Source organism: Izhakiella australiensis, assembly GCF_002006995.1.
Lineage (GTDB): Bacteria > Pseudomonadota > Gammaproteobacteria > Enterobacterales > Enterobacteriaceae > Izhakiella > Izhakiella australiensis.
Map to the genome: position 1 here is coordinate 68,721 of NZ_MRUL01000018.1, position 17,402 is coordinate 86,122.

15 protein-coding genes, 2 tRNA genes and 1 rRNA gene are annotated in these 17,402 nt (G+C 56.1%); 4 read left to right on the forward strand and 14 right to left on the reverse strand.

The window, feature by feature from the left end:
• Positions 1–14: 14 nt before the first annotated feature.
• The 3 genes from kdpA to rep all read right to left on the reverse strand — a co-directional run bounded on the left by kdpA (position 15) and on the right by rep (position 4,088).
• Entirely contained in the window at positions 15–1,700 is a 1,686-nt protein-coding gene (gene kdpA / locus BTJ39_RS19550; RefSeq protein ID WP_078004394.1) for a potassium-transporting ATPase subunit KdpA, read from the reverse strand.
• Entirely contained in the window at positions 1,700–1,789 is a 90-nt protein-coding gene (kdpF, locus tag BTJ39_RS19555; RefSeq protein ID WP_078004395.1) for a K(+)-transporting ATPase subunit F, read from the reverse strand. Before kdpF ends, kdpA begins: the two co-directional genes overlap by 1 nt.
• Before the next feature lie 274 nt (positions 1,790–2,063).
• The gene (rep, locus tag BTJ39_RS19560) at positions 2,064–4,088 is read right to left on the reverse strand and encodes a DNA helicase Rep (RefSeq protein ID WP_078004396.1); all 2,025 of its coding nucleotides are present in this window, start codon (positions 4,086–4,088) and stop codon (positions 2,064–2,066) included.
• A 101-nt stretch (positions 4,089–4,189) separates the two neighbouring features.
• Here rep and ppiC point away from each other — a divergent pair, with 101 nt between their 5' ends.
• Positions 4,190–4,471, forward strand: a complete 282-nt coding sequence (gene ppiC / locus BTJ39_RS19565; RefSeq protein WP_078004397.1) for a peptidylprolyl isomerase PpiC — start codon at positions 4,190–4,192, stop codon at positions 4,469–4,471.
• A gap of 97 nt (positions 4,472–4,568) precedes the next feature.
• On the opposite strand, the gene ilvC is transcribed toward ppiC, so the two are convergent.
• Positions 4,569–6,044 (reverse strand): ketol-acid reductoisomerase, encoded by a 1,476-nt coding sequence (ilvC, locus tag BTJ39_RS19570; RefSeq protein WP_078004415.1) that lies wholly within the window; start codon positions 6,042–6,044, stop codon positions 4,569–4,571.
• Positions 6,045–6,205: 161 nt separating this feature from the next.
• Here ilvC and ilvY point away from each other — a divergent pair, with 161 nt between their 5' ends.
• Entirely contained in the window at positions 6,206–7,087 is an 882-nt protein-coding gene (gene ilvY / locus BTJ39_RS19575) for an HTH-type transcriptional activator IlvY (protein WP_078004398.1), read from the forward strand.
• On the opposite strand, the gene ilvA is transcribed toward ilvY, so the two are convergent.
• The 6 genes from ilvA to BTJ39_RS24665 all read right to left on the reverse strand — a co-directional run bounded on the left by ilvA (position 7,088) and on the right by BTJ39_RS24665 (position 13,751).
• Entirely contained in the window at positions 7,088–8,635 is a 1,548-nt protein-coding gene (ilvA, locus tag BTJ39_RS19580) for a threonine ammonia-lyase, biosynthetic (protein ID WP_078004399.1), read from the reverse strand.
• A 5-nt stretch (positions 8,636–8,640) separates the two neighbouring features.
• Positions 8,641–10,491, reverse strand: coding sequence for a dihydroxy-acid dehydratase (ilvD, locus tag BTJ39_RS19585; RefSeq protein ID WP_078004400.1), 1,851 nt, complete (start codon positions 10,489–10,491; stop codon positions 8,641–8,643).
• Between the two features lie 106 nt (positions 10,492–10,597).
• The gene (locus BTJ39_RS19590; RefSeq protein ID WP_078004401.1) at positions 10,598–11,527 is read right to left on the reverse strand and encodes a branched-chain amino acid transaminase; all 930 of its coding nucleotides are present in this window, start codon (positions 11,525–11,527) and stop codon (positions 10,598–10,600) included.
• Positions 11,528–11,612: 85 nt separating this feature from the next.
• Positions 11,613–11,870 carry an acetolactate synthase 2 small subunit gene (gene ilvM, locus BTJ39_RS19595; RefSeq protein ID WP_078004402.1) on the reverse strand — a complete coding sequence of 86 codons (258 nt, stop codon included), beginning with the start codon at positions 11,868–11,870 and terminating at the stop codon, positions 11,613–11,615.
• Positions 11,867–13,513, reverse strand: coding sequence for an acetolactate synthase 2 catalytic subunit (gene ilvG / locus BTJ39_RS19600; RefSeq protein WP_078004403.1), 1,647 nt, complete (start codon positions 13,511–13,513; stop codon positions 11,867–11,869). The genes ilvM and ilvG overlap by 4 nt, the downstream gene beginning before the upstream one ends.
• A 139-nt stretch (positions 13,514–13,652) precedes the next feature.
• Positions 13,653–13,751, reverse strand: a complete 99-nt coding sequence (locus BTJ39_RS24665) for an IlvGEDA operon leader peptide (RefSeq protein WP_139356388.1) — start codon at positions 13,749–13,751, stop codon at positions 13,653–13,655.
• A gap of 329 nt (positions 13,752–14,080) precedes the next feature.
• Here BTJ39_RS24665 and BTJ39_RS19605 point away from each other — a divergent pair, with 329 nt between their 5' ends.
• Entirely contained in the window at positions 14,081–15,607 is a 1,527-nt protein-coding gene (locus BTJ39_RS19605) for a YifB family Mg chelatase-like AAA ATPase (RefSeq protein ID WP_078004404.1), read from the forward strand.
• Between the two features lie 35 nt (positions 15,608–15,642).
• Here the strand turns inward: BTJ39_RS19605 and BTJ39_RS19610 are convergent, their stop codons facing one another.
• Entirely contained in the window at positions 15,643–15,981 is a 339-nt protein-coding gene (locus BTJ39_RS19610; RefSeq protein ID WP_078004405.1) for a MaoP family protein, read from the reverse strand.
• A gap of 121 nt (positions 15,982–16,102) precedes the next feature.
• Between BTJ39_RS19610 and hdfR the strand changes: the two genes are divergently transcribed.
• Positions 16,103–16,924, forward strand: coding sequence for an HTH-type transcriptional regulator HdfR (gene hdfR / locus BTJ39_RS19615; protein ID WP_078004406.1), 822 nt, complete (start codon positions 16,103–16,105; stop codon positions 16,922–16,924).
• Positions 16,925–17,043: 119 nt separating this feature from the next.
• Here hdfR and BTJ39_RS19620 read toward each other — a convergent pair.
• The 3 genes from BTJ39_RS19620 to rrf form a co-directional block, all read right to left on the reverse strand.
• Positions 17,044–17,119, reverse strand: a tRNA-Trp gene (locus BTJ39_RS19620).
• An 8-nt stretch (positions 17,120–17,127) separates the two neighbouring features.
• Positions 17,128–17,204 (reverse strand) — tRNA-Asp (locus BTJ39_RS19625).
• Between the two features lie 80 nt (positions 17,205–17,284).
• Positions 17,285–17,400, reverse strand: a 5S ribosomal RNA gene (gene rrf / locus BTJ39_RS19630).
• Positions 17,401–17,402: the final 2 nt, after the last annotated feature.

Genomic DNA, 17,402 nt, shown 5'->3' on the forward strand with positions numbered 1-17,402 from the left:
ATTTTCCTTAGCCCTTACTGGCCGATCATCTGTAACTGTTCGGCAACCGGTCCCAGCGCCAGCGCCGGAATAAAGGTCAGCACGCCAACCAGCAAAATCGTGCCAGTCAGCAAGGCGCTAAACAGAAAGCCGTAGGTGGACAGCGTGCCATTACTCGCTGGCTGCACCGGTTTTACCGTCAGGGAGCCGGCTATCGCCATCACGGCCACCATCACGCCGAAGCGGCCGACAAACATACAAAACGCCAGTAGCAGATCCCAAAATGGGGTATTGCCGTTTAAGCCAGCGAAGGCGCTACCATTGTTATTGGCGGCAGAAGAGAGGGCGTACAGAACTTCGCTAAAGCCATGAATACCGGGATTTGCCATCGAGGACCTGCCGGCATCGGTCATCATTGCCAGTGCGCTGCCGAGCAGCACCAGTACCGGCGTCACCAGAATCGCCAGCGCGGTCATTTTCATTTCCCGCACGTCAATTTTTTTACCGAGATATTCCGGCGTGCGACCGATCATCAGCCCGGCGATAAACACCGCCAGCAGGACGAATAGCAGCATGCCATATAGCCCGGAGCCAACGCCGCCGAAGACCACTTCGCCCAGCTGCATCAGCAGCATCGGCACCATGCCGCCAAGCGGCGTCAATGAATCATGCATGGCGTTAACCGCTCCGCAGGAAGCCGCGGTGGTCACTACCGAGAACAGCGCCGAGCCGGGAATACCAAAGCGGGTCTCTTTCCCTTCCATATTGATGCTACTGTTGGCCCCGAGCGCCAGCAGGTGCGGATTACCCTGCTGCTCAGCCCAGATAACAATCAACGCCGCCGCGACGAACAGCACCGTCATAACACCGAGCAGCGCATGGCCCTGGCGGCGGTCTTTGACCACATCGCCAAAGGTGAAGCACAGGGCCGCCGGGATAAGGAAAATCGCCAGCATCTGCACAAAGTTGGTCAGCGCCGTGGGGTTTTCAAAGGGATGTGCGGAGTTGGCGTTAAAGAAGCCGCCGCCGTTGGTGCCAAGGACTTTGATCGCTTCCTGGGAGGCAACCGGTCCCATCGCCAGCGTCTGATTTGCCCCTTCCAGGGTGGTGAAATGCAGATAGGGATGTAAATTCTGCAGCGTGCCCTGGCTGATATTGAACAGCGCAATCAGCAGGGCGATCGGCAGCAAAACCCACAGCGTAATGCGCGTCAGATCGCGCCAGGCGTTGCCCAGCAGGCTCGATGAACGGTTGGCAAAGCCGCGGATCAGCGCGAAGGCAACCGCAATACCGCAGGCGGCAGAGAGAAAATTTTGCACCGTCAGTCCAACCATCTGGCTGAAATAGCTTAACGTGCTTTCACCGCCGTAGGATTGCCAGTTGGTGTTGGTAACGAAGCTGACCGCCGTATTCAGCGCCAGATGCCAACTCAGTCCTGGCAGATGCTGCGGGTTAAGCGGCAGGCTGCCCTGCGCTATCAGCAGCAGGAAAAGCGTAATCAGACCGGCCATGTTGAATAGCAGCAGCGCCAGCAGATATTGCAGCCAGCCCATCGACTGGTCGCCAATAGCGCAGGCCCGCCAGATATAGCGCTCAATAGTGGCGACACCGGGCCAGGGCCGATCTTCAACCATTACCGCCATCGCCCGACCCAGCGGACAGGCAAGCAGCATCAGTATTGCCAGCAAACTGGCGATCAATAAAAAGCTCGTGCCCGCCATTAAAATGTCTCCGCGTTAATCAGGGCGTAAATCAGATAGCCCAGCAGCAGAAACACCAGCGCGATACCCATAAGCACCACGATACCCATTTTTCACCTCCAACAGCGCTTTTCACCAGCGTGTAGTCTGCGGAGGCGGCCATAAAATAGGTGTAAAAAGAGGCGGGCGGAGTATAAAAAAAATATAAAAATTACCCTGCCCGGCGTACTTTGCCGTCATGCTGACCGACGAAGCTCATCGACGACTCGCGGGCGTTGTACGCGGGCTTAGCCCGCCCGGCGGCGGTATAAAGGCGTGGAGGGATAGCATATAAAAATTGCCCGTCCGGCATCCTTTGCCGCTACACCGGCGGAGCCTGTGGCGTCAGCTGCCGTCGCGCGACTTATCCAGCATTGCCCGCAATCCGGCAACCCGGCTCTGGCCAGTTTTCATCCGCTGCTCGGGACTGACGACCTTACGTTCGGTTTCCCATTGCAGGTCGTCCTGCGGCAGTTCAAGTAAAAAGCGACTGGGTTCGGGTCGAACCAGCTCGCCGTACTGACGACGTTCGCGGCACAGCGTAAAGGTGAGTTCTCGTTGTGCCCGGGTGATGCCAACGTAGGCCAGCCGCCGCTCCTCATCAACATTGCTTTCATCAATGCTGCTCTGATGGGGCAGCAGGCCCTCTTCCATCCCGACCAGGTAAACGTAGGGAAATTCCAGCCCTTTAGATGCGTGCAGCGTCATCAGCTGCACCTGGTCTGAGTCTTCATCGCTTTCGCCGCGCTCCATCATATCGCGCAGCGTAAAGCGCGTAACCACCTGCGCCAGGGTCATCGGCTCATCGAGATCGGTCCCTTCCAGCATTTCCGTCATCCAGCTGAATAGCGTGTCGACGTTTTTCATCCGCATTTCTGCCGCTTTCGGGCTGGCGGAGGTTTCAAACAGCCAGCTCTGATAATCCATGCCGTGGATCAGATCGCGTACGGCATTGATTGGCTCGCGCTCCGCCAGCGCGGCAATATCACGCAGCCAGTGGGTGAAGCGCTGTAGCGCCTCAAGGCCGCGACCGCTCAGCGTCTGTTCCAGGCCGATATCAAAGCTGGCGTTAAACAGGCTTTTATTGCGCGCGGTAGCCCAGTCGCCCAGCTTTTGCAGCGTCGCCGGACCGATCTCACGCCGGGGAGTGTTGACGATGCGCAGAAAAGCGCTGTCGTCGTCGGCGTTGGTCAGCACCCGCAGGTAGGCCAGCAGGTCTTTGATTTCCGGACGCGAGAAGAAGGAGGTTCCGCCGGAAATGCGGTAGGGAATGCGGTTTTGCATCAGCATTTTTTCAAATACCCGCGACTGATGATTTCCGCGATACAGAATGGCGTAATCCTTATACTGGGTTTTTTGAATAAAGTGATGGGCGATCAACTCGCCAGCTACTCGCTCAGCCTCATGATCTTCATTATTAGCAGTAACCACTTTCAGCTCGGCGCCGTAGCCCAGCTCGGAGAACAGCTTTTTTTCAAAAACGTGGGGGTTATTGGCAATCAGAATATTCGCCGCTTTAAGAATGCGCTGCGAAGAGCGATAGTTCTGTTCCAGCTTAACCACCTGCAGTGCCGGAAAATCCTGATTAAGCAGCACCAGATTCTGCGGGCGGGCGCCACGCCACGAATAGATCGACTGATCGTCATCGCCCACCACGGTAAAGCGCGCCCGATTGCCGACCAGCAGCTTAACCAGCTCATACTGGCTGGTGTTGGTATCCTGATATTCATCGACCAGCAGATAGCGGATGCGCTGCTGCCAGCGCTCGCGCACCGCCTCGTTGCGTTGTAATAGCAGGGTGGGCAGCAAAATCAGATCGTCAAAATCAAGCACGTTGCAGGATTTAAGATGGGCATGGTAGAGGCCGTAGCAGTGGGCGAAGAGTTTATCGCGCTCTGAGCGCGCCAGCGCGGCGGCGCCGGCCGGGTCCACCAGGTCGTTTTTCCAGTTAGAGAGGGTGGATATCAGCTGTTGTAATAGCGTCTTGTCCTCTTCCAGCCACTGAGCGGTCAGCTCTTTTAACAGCGCCAGCTGGTCCTGATCGTCAAACAGCGAAAAATTGGATTTCATTCCCAGCGCGGCATATTCACGCTTGATAATCTCCAGCCCCAGGGTATGAAAGGTAGAAATCATCAGCCCGCGCGCCTCTTTACGCCCCAGCGTCTGGGCAACGCGCTCTTTCATTTCGCGGGCGGCTTTATTGGTAAAGGTAACCGCGGCGATATGGCGCGCCTGATAGCCGCATTCCCGGATTAGATGGGCAATTTTATTGGTTATCACCCGCGTTTTGCCCGACCCGGCGCCGGCCAACACCAGGCAAGGCCCGGTGACAAATTCGACGGCTTGTTGTTGACCGGGGTTTAAACGCATAACCAGGATTCGCTCATGACAGGTGGCTGGGATAATATAAAGTTCGCTGCGTCCGACATAACAGGACGCGGCCTAGTATAACCAACACACAGGTCACGATCATGGCAAAAAACGCAGCCGCTCTGCATATCCTTGTTAAAGAAGAAAAACTGGCGCAGCAGCTACTGGAGCAAATCAAGCAGGGCGCCGACTTTGAGAAACTGGCGAAAAAGCATTCAATTTGTCCATCGGGTAAAAAAGGCGGTCATCTGGGTGAATTCCGCAAGGGGCAGATGGTTCCTGCTTTCGATAAGGTGGTGTTCTCCTGCCCGCTGCTGGAGCCTTACGGTCCGCTGCATACCCAGTTCGGCTACCACATTATTAAGGTGCTGTATCGTAATTAAGCTTGTCGCCTGCGCTACTTTTCGCCAAAAGCTTAACCGCAAGGCATAAAAAAGGCGTCCGCTGAAGGGACGCCTTTTTTGTTGGGCTATGACTTAGTTAGCCAGCAACGGCAATGCGCTTCATATCGGTCATGTAGCCGCGCAGCTTGCGACCCACCGCTTCGATGGGATGGTTGCGAATCGCTTCGTTAACGTCACGCAGCTGAGCGTTATCCACGCCGCTACCGGCAACCGCTTTACCCAGGTCGCCCGCCTGCAGCTTGCCCATAAAGTCTTTCAGCAGCGGCACGGCAGCAAACGAGAACAGGTAGTTGCCATATTCCGCAGTATCAGAAATCACTACGTTCATTTCATACAGGCGCTTACGGGCGATGGTGTTAGCAATCAGCGGCAGCTCGTGTAAAGACTCATAGTACGCTGACTCTTCGATGATGCCGGCATCAACCATGGTTTCAAACGCCAGCTCAACGCCGGCTTTTACCATGGCGATCATCAGTACGCCCTGATCGTAATAATCCTGCTCGGCGATTTTACCTTCAAACTGCGCCGCCGTTTCGAAAGCCGTTTTGCCGGTCTCTTCGCGCCAGGTCAGCAGGTTTTTATCATCATTAGCCCAGTCGGCCATCATGCCCGCCGAGAAATCGCCAGCGATGATGTCATCCATATGCTTCTGGAACAGCGGCGCCATGATGGTTTTCAGCTGCTCAGACAGCGCGTAAGCGCGCAGCTTAGCCGGATTGGACAGGCGATCCATCATCAGGGTAATGCCGCCGAACTTCAGCGATTCGGTAACGGTTTCCCAGCCAAACTGCACCAGTTTTTCGGCATAGGCCGGGTCGGTGCCTTCAGCCACCAGCTTATCAAAGCACAGCAGCGAACCAGCCTGCAGCATGCCGCACAGAATGGTCTGCTCGCCCATCAGGTCGGATTTTACTTCTGCGACAAAAGAGGATTCCAGAACGCCGGCGCGGTGACCGCCGGTCGCGGCAGCCCAAGCTTTCGCCAGCGCCATACCTTCACCTTTAGGATCGTTTTCCGGGTGAACGGCAATCAGCGTCGGCACGCCGAAGCCACGCTTGTATTCTTCACGCACCTCGGTACCGGGGCACTTCGGCGCCACCATGATAACGGTGATATCTTTACGAATGGTTTCGCCCACTTCGACGATGTTAAAACCGTGGGAATAGCCCAGCGCCGCGCCATCTTTCATCAACGGCTGAACGGCTTTAACCACCGATGAGTGCTGTTTGTCCGGCGTCAGGTTAACGACTAGGTCAGCCTGCGGGATCAGCTCTTCGTAGGTACCCACTTTAAAGCCGTTTTCGCTGGCTTTACGCCAGGAAGCGCGCTTCTCGGCAATCGCCTCAGGGCGCAGCGCATAGGAGATATCCAGACCGGAGTCGCGCATATTCAGTCCCTGATTGAGACCCTGAGCACCACAGCCCACGATGACCACTTTTTTCCCTTTCAGATAGCTGGCTTCATCGGCGAATTCATCGCGCGTCATGAAGCGGCACTTCCCTAATTGCGCTAACTGATTGCGCAGGTTCAACGTGTTGAAGTAATTAGCCATGGGTACCTCGTTATTAGTGTTTGCCATTATTCTGTCTGTAGCACAATACGCTGCGCTGCCGGGAATTACCCCCATCATATGACAGGAAATGCGTTGCTTATATTGATATATTAACAACACTACATTGCAATATATGCAACAAAAACACCGGTAGCCTGCGCATGGATCTACGAGACCTCAAGTTGTTTCTTCACCTGGCGGAAAGCCGCCATTTTGGCCGCACGGCGCGCGCCATGCACGTCAGCCCCTCAACGTTGTCGCGCCAGATTCAGCGCATTGAAGACGAGCTCGGCCAGTTTCTGTTTTTACGCGATAACCGCACGGTGACGCTGACCGAAGCTGGCGAACAGCTGCGGCAGTTTGCTCAGCAAACCCTGCTGCAATATCAGCAGATGCGCCATGCCATCGCTCAGCACGGTCCGTCGCTCAGCGGTGAGCTGCACCTGTTTTGCTCCGTCACCGCCGCCTACAGCCATCTTCCGCCGATCCTCGACCGCTTTCGCGCCGAACATCCGCAGGTTGAAATCAAACTCACCACCGGTGATGCCGCCGACGCCGTTGAAAAAGTGCAGTCCGGCGAAGCTGATCTTGCCATCGCCGGTCGGCCGGAAAATCTGCCTGCCAGCATCGACTTTATTCCGCTGGGGCTGATCCCACTGATCCTGATTGCTCCGGCGCTCCCCTGTCCGGTGCGCACTCTTGCCAGCGAAGAAAAGCCGGACTGGTCACTGGTGCCCTTTATCCTGCCGGAGCAGGGACCGGCGCGACAGCGTATCGATCTCTGGTTTCGCCGTGAACGCATTGCCAATCCGCAGATTTACGCCACGGTTTCCGGCCATGAGGCGATTGTTTCTATGGTGGCGCTCGGCTGCGGTATCGCGCTGCTGCCCGATGTGGTGCTGGAAAACAGCCCCGACCCGGTGCGTAATCGCATTCTGGAACTGGGCCATGCCGCCTTGGTCGCGCCGTTTGAACTGGGCGTCTGCGTGCAGAAACAGCGGCTTAGCGAGCCGCCGATCGCAGCATTCTGGAGCATCCTGTAATCAGTTGCCCGCCAGGAAAAAACGAAAAGACGGGTTGTTAGTTTCATCATGGCAATCATAGCCGAGCGCCGCCAGATGCTGTTCAAAACGCGGTTCCGCTTCGCTCAGCTCAAACGCCGCCAGCACCCGGCCATAATCAGTGCCGTGGCTGCGATAATGAAACAATGAGATATTCCAGTGCGCACCCAACGTCTGTAAAAATTTCAGCAGCGCGCCGGGTGCTTCAGGAAACTCGAAGCTGTAAAGACGCTCCTGCAGCGGCTTGGAGGGACGACCACCGACCATATAACGTACGTGCAGCTTGGCCATTTCATCGTCAGAAAGATCGACCACCTTATAGCCGCCTTCGCGCAGCTGGCTGATAATTTCCGCCCGCTCTTCCAGGCCGCGCGTCAGACGTACGCCCACGAAGATACAAGCATCTTTTTCGTCGGCGAAGCGATAGTTGAATTCGGTTACCGAACGGCCGCCCAGCAGCTGACAGAAGCTCAGGAAGCTGCCCTGTTTTTCCGGAATGGTTACCGCCAGCAGCGCTTCTCGCCGCTCTCCCAGCTCGCAGCGTTCAGAAACATAGCGCAGACCGTGAAAGTTGACGTTGGCGCCGGACAGCACGTGCGCCAGGCGTTCGCCCTGCACATTGTGCTGCTGGATGTACTTTTTCATTCCCGCCAGCGCCAGCGCCCCCGACGGCTCCGCCACCGCCCGCACATCTTCGAATAAATCTTTCATCGCCGCGCAGATCGCATCGCTGTCGACGGTAACAATATCGTCAATGTACGACTGGCAAAGGCGAAAGGTTTCGTCGCCGATACGTTTAACCGCCACGCCTTCGGCAAACAGCCCAACGCGGGGTAAATCGACCGGCTTACCTGCCTGCAATGCCGCCTGCAGGCAGGCCGAGTCTTCCGACTCCACTGCAATCACTTTGATTTGCGGCATCAGCTGTTTGATCAGCACCGCCACACCGGCCGCCAAACCGCCGCCGCCGACCGGCACGAATACCCGGTCAATATGCGCATCCTGCTGCAAAAGCTCCATTGCCAGGGTGCCCTGGCCGGCGATCACCGCCGGATGATCGAACGGCGGCACGAAGGTATAGCCATCAGCCTGCGCCAGCTCAATCGCTTTGGCTTTCGCCTCATCGAAATTGGCGCCGAACAGGTACGCCTCGCCGCCAAAGGCGCGCACCGCGTCGACCTTAATGTCGGCGGTAGCCAGCGGCATCACGATCAGCGACTTAATGCCCAGCCGGGTGGCGGAGAGCGCCACGCCCTGAGCATGATTGCCCGCCGAGGCGGTAATCACGCCGCGCGCCTTCTGCTCCTCGCTCAAACCGGCAATCATGGCGTATGCGCCGCGCAGCTTAAAGCTGTGTACCGGCTGCCGGTCTTCGCGCTTAACCAGAATGGTATTGCTCAGACGAGAGGAAAGCTTCTCCATCTTTTGCAGCGGCGTGACCTGCGCCACTTCGTATACCGGCGAGCGTAGTACCGCCCGCAGGTATTCCGCTCCGCAGGGATTTGCGGGTAGCGGTTGAGATTCAGCCATATCCTTTAGCCTCCCAGTTTACTCTTGTCACGAACGGCGCCTTTATCGGCGCTGGTTGCCAGTGACGCATAGGCGCGCAGCGCAAAGGAGACTTCACGCTGACGGTTCTGCGGGGTGTAGGCCGCATCACCGCGCGCCTGCTGCACCTCACGCCGGGCGTGTAATACATTATCCGCCACATCCAGCTGTATACCACGGCCGGGAATATCGATATCGATCATGTCGCCGTCTTCCACCAGCGCGATGGTGCCGCCGTTTGCCGCTTCAGGCGAGGCGTGTCCGATGGACAGGCCGGAGGTGCCGCCGGAAAAGCGGCCATCGGTGATCAGCGCGCAGCTTTTGCCAAGCCCCATCGATTTCAGGAAGGTAGTCGGATAGAGCATTTCCTGCATGCCCGGTCCGCCTTTCGGCCCCTCGTAGCGGATAACCACCACGTCGCCGGCGACCACTTTTCCGCCCAGGATGGCGTCGACGGCATCTTCCTGGCTTTCATAAACTTTGGCCGGGCCGCGGAATTTCAGGATCTCTTTATCCACGCCGGCAGTTTTTACAATGCAGCCATCTTCCGCCAGATTACCGTACAGCACCGCCAGGCCGCCGTCCTGAGAATAAGCGTGCTCGCGCGAGCGGATGCAACCTTCCTTACGGTCATCGTCCACGCTGTCCCAGCGGCATTCCTGCGAGAAGGCCTGGGTGGTGCGAATGCCCGCCGGCCCGGCGCGGAACATGTTTTTCACCGCGTCGTTGTCGGTGAGCATAATGTCATAGTTGTTCAGGGTTTCGCGCAGGGTGGTACCCAGCACGTTGTTTACCGAAGTATCCAACAGGCCGGCGCGATCCAGTTCACCCAGAATGCCAATCACGCCACCGGCGCGGTGTACATCTTCCATATGATATTTCTGCGTGCTGGGCGCCACTTTGCACAGATGCGGCACCTGCCGCGACAGGCGATCGATATCGGAGATGTTGAAATCAATTTCGCCTTCCTGCGCGGCAGCCAGCAGGTGCAAAACGGTGTTAGTGGAGCCGCCCATGGCGATATCCAGCGTCATGGCATTTTCGAAGGCGGTTTTACTGGCAATGTTGCGCGGCAGCACGCTGCTGTCATCCTGCTCGTAATACCGCTTGGCCAGGCCGACGATACGCTCGCCCGCAGATAAAAACAGCTGTTTACGGTCAGCGTGAGTAGCCAGCAGCGAGCCATTGCCGGGCTGTGATAATCCCAGCGCTTCGGTCAGGCAGTTCATTGAGTTGGCGGTAAACATGCCGGAGCAGGAGCCGCAGGTCGGGCAGGCAGAACGTTCAATCTGCTCGCTATCGGCATCGCTGACGTTGGGGTTAGCCCCTTGCATCATGGCGTCGACCAGATCCAGCTTAATTATCTTATCTGACAGCTTGGTTTTACCCGCTTCCATCGGGCCGCCGGAGACAAAGATTGCCGGAACATTCAGGCGTAGCGCCGCCATCAGCATGCCGGGCGTTATTTTGTCGCAGTTAGAGATACAGACCATGGCGTCGGCGCAGTGCGCGTTAACCATATATTCGACGGAGTCGGCGATCAGCTCGCGCGATGGCAGGGAATAGAGCATCCCACCGTGGCCCATCGCGATGCCATCATCAACGGCAATGGTGTTGAACTCTTTGGCAACGCCGCCAGCAGCTTCGATCTGTTCTGCGACCAGCTTACCCATATCGCGTAGGTGAACGTGACCCGGCACGAACTGTGTAAAGGAGTTAACCACGGCGATAATCGGCTTACCGAAATCATCGTCGGTCATACCGGTCGCACGCCACAAGGCGCGGGCTCCGGCCATATTACGACCGTGGGTGGTGGTTGCGGAACGATACTTAGGCATGCTCTGTTTACTCCAGTCTGAATAAGGGGCGGACCTGCCGGTAAGCTCTTTCGCACTCTGAGGCGAAGAATTAAAACCGGGTACGGCCCGCAAAATCATTTCATTATTATGGGTTTACCGGGTCAAGCCAGCCCCATTTGTCAGCGGTTTCGCCGGTGAACAACCCGAAGAAAGCTTTCTGAATGCGTTCAGTAACCGGACCGCGTTTGCCCGCGCCAACCTGAATGCCGTCGACGCTGCGCACCGGGGTAATTTCTGCTGCGGTGCCGGACATAAAGACTTCATCGGCCAGGTAAAGCGATTCGCGTGACAGCACCTGCTCGCGCACTTCAATGCCGATATCTTTTGCCAGCTTGATAATCGCGTCGCGAGTGATGCCCGGCAGCGCGGAAGAGGTGAACGGCGGCGTAAACAGAATGCCGTCTTTAACCTCGAACAGGTTTTCACCGGCACCTTCGGAAATATAGCCGTTGGTATCCAGCGCAATGCCTTCCTGATAGCCGTGACGACGCGCTTCGCTACCAACCAGCAGTGAAGACAGGTAGTTACCGCCCGCTTTAGCGGCGGTCGGCAGCGTGTTCGGTGCGACGCGATTCCACGATGAAACCATTGCGCTGATGCCCTGCTCAAGCGCTTCCGGCCCCAGATAGGCGCCCCACGGGAAGGCGGCAATAATCACATCGGTGGTAAAACCGTCCGGCGGGTTAACGCCAAGGCCGACATCGCCGACGAAAGCCAGCGGGCGAATATAGGCGCTTTTCAGGTTATTTTTGCGCAGAACGTCGCGGCAGGCCGCCATCAGTTCATCAACGCTGTGCTTGATCGGCAGGCGATAGATTTTTGCAGAATCGTGCAGGCGCTGCATATGTTCGCGATGACGGAAGACAGCCGGACCTTTGTGAGTATCGTAGCAGCGCACACCTTCAAACACCGAGGTGCCGTAATGCAGGGCGTGAGACATAACGCTGACTTTAGCCTCTTCCCATTTAACCATCTCACCATTGAACCAGATAAAGTCAGCTTTTTTCGTCGACATTCTTAATTCCTTTCGCGCCAGGCGCGGTATGTTATGTTGTTTATTATCAGTATTCTGGTGCCGCCAGGTCGACTTAACGCTCTGATCATGCACGGATTTGTTGCGAAGCCTGCTGCTGGATCTCGACGCAGGCGACATCCAGTAGTTTGCGTAACTGTGTTGACAGTAAATCGACAGAGCGCTGGCTGGCAATGGTCATTTCAATATTAATGTTGTCGGCGTTGTTCGCGGCGGCCATGTTCATGGTACACACCTGGAAGCCACGGTGCCGAACAACACGTAAAATGCGCTCCAGTATTTCCGGACGAAAGCGCGCTTCGATAGACAATTGATGCTGCATCATGAGGTTTTCTCCATCATATTTTCGTTGCTGGCTCCCGGTGGAACCAGTGGCCAGACGTTTTCATGCTCGTCAATGGCGACATGCAGCATGTATGGCCCTTCACTGTGCAGCAAAGCGTCTAATGCGGCGTCGACCTGGTCTTTCCGGGTAATTCGCTGGCCGGGAATGCCGAAGGCACTGGCCAGCGTCAGGAAGTCGGGATTATCGGATAAATTGGTTTCACTGTAGCGTTCAGAAAAAAACAGCTGCTGCCACTGGCGCACCATGCCAAGGCGCTGATTATCTAACAGCAGGATTTTTACCGGCAGTTGCTTGCGCTTAATGGTGCCAAGTTCCTGCACGTTCATCATGAAAGAACCGTCGCCGGATACGCAAATCACCGTATCATCCGGACGTGCAGTTTGCGCGCCAACCGCAGCGGGCAGGCCAAATCCCATGGTGCCGAGCCCGCTGGAAGTAATAAAATTTTCCGGGCGCGTGAAGCGCATATGCTGAGCCGCCCACATTTGATGCTGCCCGACATCGGTGGTCACGACGGCAGAATCCGGCTTGCGCTCAGACAGCTGTTTAAGCAGCAGCGGCGCGTAGATTGCGTCGCCGGGATGGTCGTAGCGCCAGCAGTGCTGTTTTTTCAGCGCCTGCGTAGCGTTGCGCCATTCGGTGATTGATAACGGCTGCGCCAGCGCTGGCAATAAGTCGTTCAGGTCACCCCGAATCGTAATGTGGGCGCGGCGTAACTTGTTCAGTTCTGCGGGATCGATATCGAGGTGAATAACCGCAGCATGGGGAGCAAAAGTATCCAGCTTTCCGGTCACCCGATCGTCAAAGCGGGCGCCGATGGCAATCAGCAGATCGCACTGCTGAACCGCGAGGTTAGCCGCTTTGCCGCCGTGCATGCCAAGCATGCCGAGGTAGCAGGCATCAGCAGGGTCCGGCGCGCCGAGTCCTTTTAACGTGGCGACCGTCGGAATTCCGCTGATCGCAGTGAAATCCCGCAGCGCCTGAACGGCTCCGGCAATGCCGACGCCGCCGCCAACGTACAAAACGGGTTTTTGCGCTTTGGCCAGCATTTCACGTGCGGATTTCAGTTCGTTATGAGGGGGTTCAGGCTGTTCTTCGACGGGTATCAGATGCGGGTCCAGGTCACTGGTGGCTAACTGAATATCTTTCGGGATATCAATCAGCACCGGACCTGGGCGCCCCGAGGTGGCGATAGCGAAGGCCTCCGCCATTACCACAGGCAGCTCATCAAGGGACTGAACCAGAAAGCTGTGTTTGGTGCAGGCCAGCGACATGCCGAGAATATCCATTTCCTGAAACGCATCGGTGCCGATAAACGGAGAAGCAACCTGCCCGGTAATGGCCACAACGGGCACTGAATCCATCAGCGCATCGGCCAGACCGGTAATCAGGTTGGTGGCACCGGGCCCGGAGGTTGCAATACACACGCCAACTTTGCCAGTTGAGCGTGCATAGCCAATTGCAGCCATCGCGGCACCCTGCTCATGGCGGCACAGTAGGTGTTCGACGCCGCCATCGTATAGCGCGTCATAGACAGGCATTATTGCGCCGCCCGGATAACCAAACACGATTTCGACACCCTGCGCTCGCAATGCTTGTACTACCCACTGTGCTCCTGTCATGGCTATTCTCCCGTCTCTCTGCGGGAACAACAGCATTTTATGCTAGTAATCATGATGCGTTCCTTATTACTGAAGTTGAACTATAAAAAAACCCCCGGACCTTTCGGTGCGGGGGTTCTTTAGAAAATCGGCTTGTTTATTAAGCCTTTGTTCCTCCGAGCGTAGCCCCGCACGGCGTGATAATAATCACGACGACGTTAATGACGACTAGGCTGACGACTCGTAGAACGGCTTTCATTTTAACTCGAATAACTCATATGTTCGAAGTAATGCCTACAGAGTTATCACAGATTTAATATTGGATTCAACTTTTTTTTGATTTAATTATGCACCGCCAGCGTAAAACCCCTGACAAAACAAAGAAAAACGCCGACGCTGAATTTTTCTCAATACGCCCGCCTGGCAATCAATTTCTGCCCCCTTTTAGGGAAACGGGAAACCAGCCTCCATAAAAAACGGCAATCATGCGGCCGCCCAGGCAACCGTTGCGGGCGGACTCGCAAAAACCTTAACCGCATCTGTGCTCCGGACTACTTTTGCGTCAGTCTGGCGAAAAGGAGTCGCAGCATGTCTTTAGCACTAATTTATACCCGGGCGGCCATCGGCATTGATGCGCCAGAGGTTGTGGTTGAGGCGCATATCAGTAATGGTCTGCCCGCCTTTACCCTGGTCGGCTTACCAGAAACTACCGTGAAAGAAGCGCGGGATAGGGTACGCAGCGCCATTATCAATAGCGGATTTACCTTTCCCGCCCAGCGCATCACCGTGAATCTGGCGCCGGCCGATCTGCCGAAAGAAGGCGGGCGCTATGATCTGCCAATTGCCATGGCGATCCTTACCGCATCCGGCCAGATACCAGCCGATCGCCTCAATAAGTACGAGTTTGTCGGCGAGCTGGCCCTCACCGGTGAGCTGCGTAACGTGCAGGGGGCAATCCCGGCAGCAATGGCCGCGCTGGCTGCTGACCGCCAGCTAATCCTGTCAGTCAAAAACCAGCAAGAGGTGGGGTTAATTAATAGCGGACATAGCCTGGTTGCCGGTCATTTACAGCAAATAAGCGGATTTTTTCACGGTAGCCAGACGCTGGAACAAGCAGAAATGCCAGCCCTTGATACAGCAAATATTAACGCCTTTCCCTGCCTGAGCGATATTATCGGCCAGCAGCAGGCCAAACGCGCGCTGGAGGTGGCTGCGGCGGGCGGCCATAACCTGCTGTTGCTGGGGCCGCCTGGCACAGGTAAAACGATGCTGGCAACGCGTCTGCCAGGATTATTGCCGCCGCTAAGCGAGCAGGAGGCTCTGGAGAGCGCGGCGATTAACAGTCTGGTCAGCGCCACGTCCCCCTGGCAAAAGTGGCGTCAGCGGCCTTTCAGAGCACCTCATCATACGGCATCCCGTTACGCCTTAATCGGCGGCGGTGCGATTCCTCGCCCTGGCGAGATCTCACTGGCGCATCACGGCGTACTGTTCCTTGATGAACTGCCGGAGTTTGGCCGCAGTACGCTGGATTCGCTGCGCGAACCGCTGGAGTCAGGCGAAATTCATCTTTCACGCGCGCGCGCCAAAGTAACCTATCCCGCACGCTTTCAGCTGATTGCCGCCATGAACCCCAGTCCGACCGGGCATTATGCGGGACAGCACAATCGCGCATCGCCGCAGCAAACCTTACGCTACCTGTCGCGTTTGTCTGGTCCATTACTGGATCGCTTCGATCTGTCGCTCGAAGTTCCACTGCTTCCGCCCGGCATGCTGAGCAACCAGGCTAAGCAGGGAGAGACCAGCGAAGCGGTGCGCGATCGGATTAAAACAGCAAGAGAGTATCAGCTAGCGCGCGGCGGCAAAATTAACGCCGCAATGAATAATAAGGACGTTAGCCAGTATTGCGCCATCAGCAGCGATGATGCCATCTGGCTTGAGGAGATATTTAGTCAGCTGGGATTATCAGTCAGGGCATGGCAGCGTTTGCTTAAAGTGGCTCGAACGCTGGCGGATCTCGCGGCTGATCAGCGCATTGAGCGCCATCATTTACTGGAGGCGATTAGCTACCGCGCGGTTGACCGGCTGTTTGTTCACCTTCTTGAGCAGAGCCTGTAAAAAAGGGGCTTTGCGCCCCTTTCGTTTAATGACAGTTAATCGTCGCTGTCAGAATAATCTTCTATGCTTTCCATCTGAGGCTTGCCGCCAGACAGCGTATGGAAGCGTTTAGGGCGCTTGATGCGTGCCATGTATTTGCTCCACACGCGCTCGGGTTCGGTTTGCGGTTCGCGCAGGCCGCGACAAACGTCAAGGAACTGCCGCTCTTCATCCGTGGTCGGCTCGCGTTTAGCTAAATCCAGGTCGTTAAACGCGTGACCATGACGCTCCAGCAGCTGAGCCTCCTTGATGGTGAAATCACCATGGCGGGAAAAGCCGCGTGGATAATTTTTATTATCAAAAAAACGATTACTTGTTGCGAAGCTATCCGCCATTTTACACGCTCCTGACTCTTCAATGGCCGTGCTATTTATGGCGCGGAGTATTAGATAGGCTTGACAGAGTGTAAAACAAAACATTTAAATCATAACGACAAATTATTTTTAGGAGATGGCAGTGGATTCGGAATTACTGAAAACTTTCCTCGAAGTGAGTAGAACACGCCACTTTGGCCGGGCCGCTGAAGCGCTCTATTTGACACAATCAGCCGTCAGTTTTCGCATTCGCCAGCTTGAAAATCAGCTTGGTGTGAATCTGTTTACCCGCCATCGGAACAATATCCGTCTTACCTCTGCCGGAGAACGCCTGCTTCCCTATGCTGAGAGCCTGATGAGTACCTGGCTGATGGCCAAAAAAGAGGTTTCTCATACTCAGCAGCATCACGAACTGTCAATCGGGGCCAGCGCCTCTTTGTGGGAAGCATATCTTACCCCCTGGCTACAAACGCTTTACAAAAACCGCGACAGCCTGCGCCTTGAGGCCAGGGTGGCTCAGCGTCATCTACTGGTCAAACAGCTCCATGAACGGCAGCTGGATCTGCTGATTACGACCGAAGCGCCCAAAATGGATGAACTGACCAGTCAGCAAATCGGCCACATTACGCTGAATTTGTTCCGCTCAAAACACAGCGAGAAGCGTGATAAATACGACTACATCAAGCTGGAGTGGGGTGCCGATTTTCATCAGCATGAGAGCTTTATGGCGGGTGCAGACGACGTGCCGGTGCTCACGACTACCTCCGCTCTGCTGACACGCCAGCTATTGCATACCACGGGAGCCTGCGCCTTTCTGCCGGATGACTGGGGCAAGGAATATGACGACCTGCTGGTGATCCCTGATACGCCCGTCGCTGTGAGGCCGCTTTATGCCGTCTGGCTGCAAAACAGTGACCAGCAATCGCATATTCGTCAGCTAATAAAATATCCGGTTAATGCGTAATCGCCAGGGGCGGGGGAAGGAATACCGGCCCACGGAGAGCGCTGGTTCACTGAAGTGGCCAGAAGTGGCTAAACGACAGGCAAAAAAAATCCTTTGCAGATGCAAAGGATTGATATTAATGGCAGGGGCGGAGGGACTCGAACCCCCAACACCCGGTTTTGGAGACCGGTGCTCTACCAATTGAACTACGCCCCTAAAAAGGGTGGCGGAACGGACGGGGCTCGAACCCGCGACCCCCTGCGTGACAGGCAGGTATTCTAACCAACTGAACTACCGCTCCACCGATTCTGTACTGATGCCGCTTATTGCGCGACTTCAGGTGTTTCTCCCATCCCGCGTCACCGGGTGGTCTTATATGATGCCTGGCAGTTCCCTACTCTCGCATGGGGAGACCCCACACTACCATCGGCGCTACGGCGTTTCACTTCTGAGTTCGGCATGGGGTCAGGTGGGACCACCGCGCTAGTGCCGCCAGGCA

Coding starts and splice junctions, on each gene's coding strand:
- kdpA (WP_078004394.1), bottom strand. CDS start 1,700: ATGGCGGGCACGAGCTTTTTATTGATCGCCAGTTTGCTGGCAATACTG.
- kdpF (WP_078004395.1), bottom strand. CDS start 1,789: ATGGGTATCGTGGTGCTTATGGGTATCGCGCTGGTGTTTCTGCTGCTG.
- rep (WP_078004396.1), bottom strand. CDS start 4,088: ATGCGTTTAAACCCCGGTCAACAACAAGCCGTCGAATTTGTCACCGGG.
- ppiC (WP_078004397.1), top strand. CDS start 4,190: ATGGCAAAAAACGCAGCCGCTCTGCATATCCTTGTTAAAGAAGAAAAA.
- ilvC (WP_078004415.1), bottom strand. CDS start 6,044: ATGGCTAATTACTTCAACACGTTGAACCTGCGCAATCAGTTAGCGCAA.
- ilvY (WP_078004398.1), top strand. CDS start 6,206: ATGGATCTACGAGACCTCAAGTTGTTTCTTCACCTGGCGGAAAGCCGC.
- ilvA (WP_078004399.1), bottom strand. CDS start 8,635: ATGGCTGAATCTCAACCGCTACCCGCAAATCCCTGCGGAGCGGAATAC.
- ilvD (WP_078004400.1), bottom strand. CDS start 10,491: ATGCCTAAGTATCGTTCCGCAACCACCACCCACGGTCGTAATATGGCC.
- BTJ39_RS19590 (WP_078004401.1), bottom strand. CDS start 11,527: ATGTCGACGAAAAAAGCTGACTTTATCTGGTTCAATGGTGAGATGGTT.
- ilvM (WP_078004402.1), bottom strand. CDS start 11,870: ATGATGCAGCATCAATTGTCTATCGAAGCGCGCTTTCGTCCGGAAATA.
- ilvG (WP_078004403.1), bottom strand. CDS start 13,513: ATGACAGGAGCACAGTGGGTAGTACAAGCATTGCGAGCGCAGGGTGTC.
- BTJ39_RS24665 (WP_139356388.1), bottom strand. CDS start 13,751: ATGAAAGCCGTTCTACGAGTCGTCAGCCTAGTCGTCATTAACGTCGTC.
- BTJ39_RS19605 (WP_078004404.1), top strand. CDS start 14,081: ATGTCTTTAGCACTAATTTATACCCGGGCGGCCATCGGCATTGATGCG.
- BTJ39_RS19610 (WP_078004405.1), bottom strand. CDS start 15,981: ATGGCGGATAGCTTCGCAACAAGTAATCGTTTTTTTGATAATAAAAAT.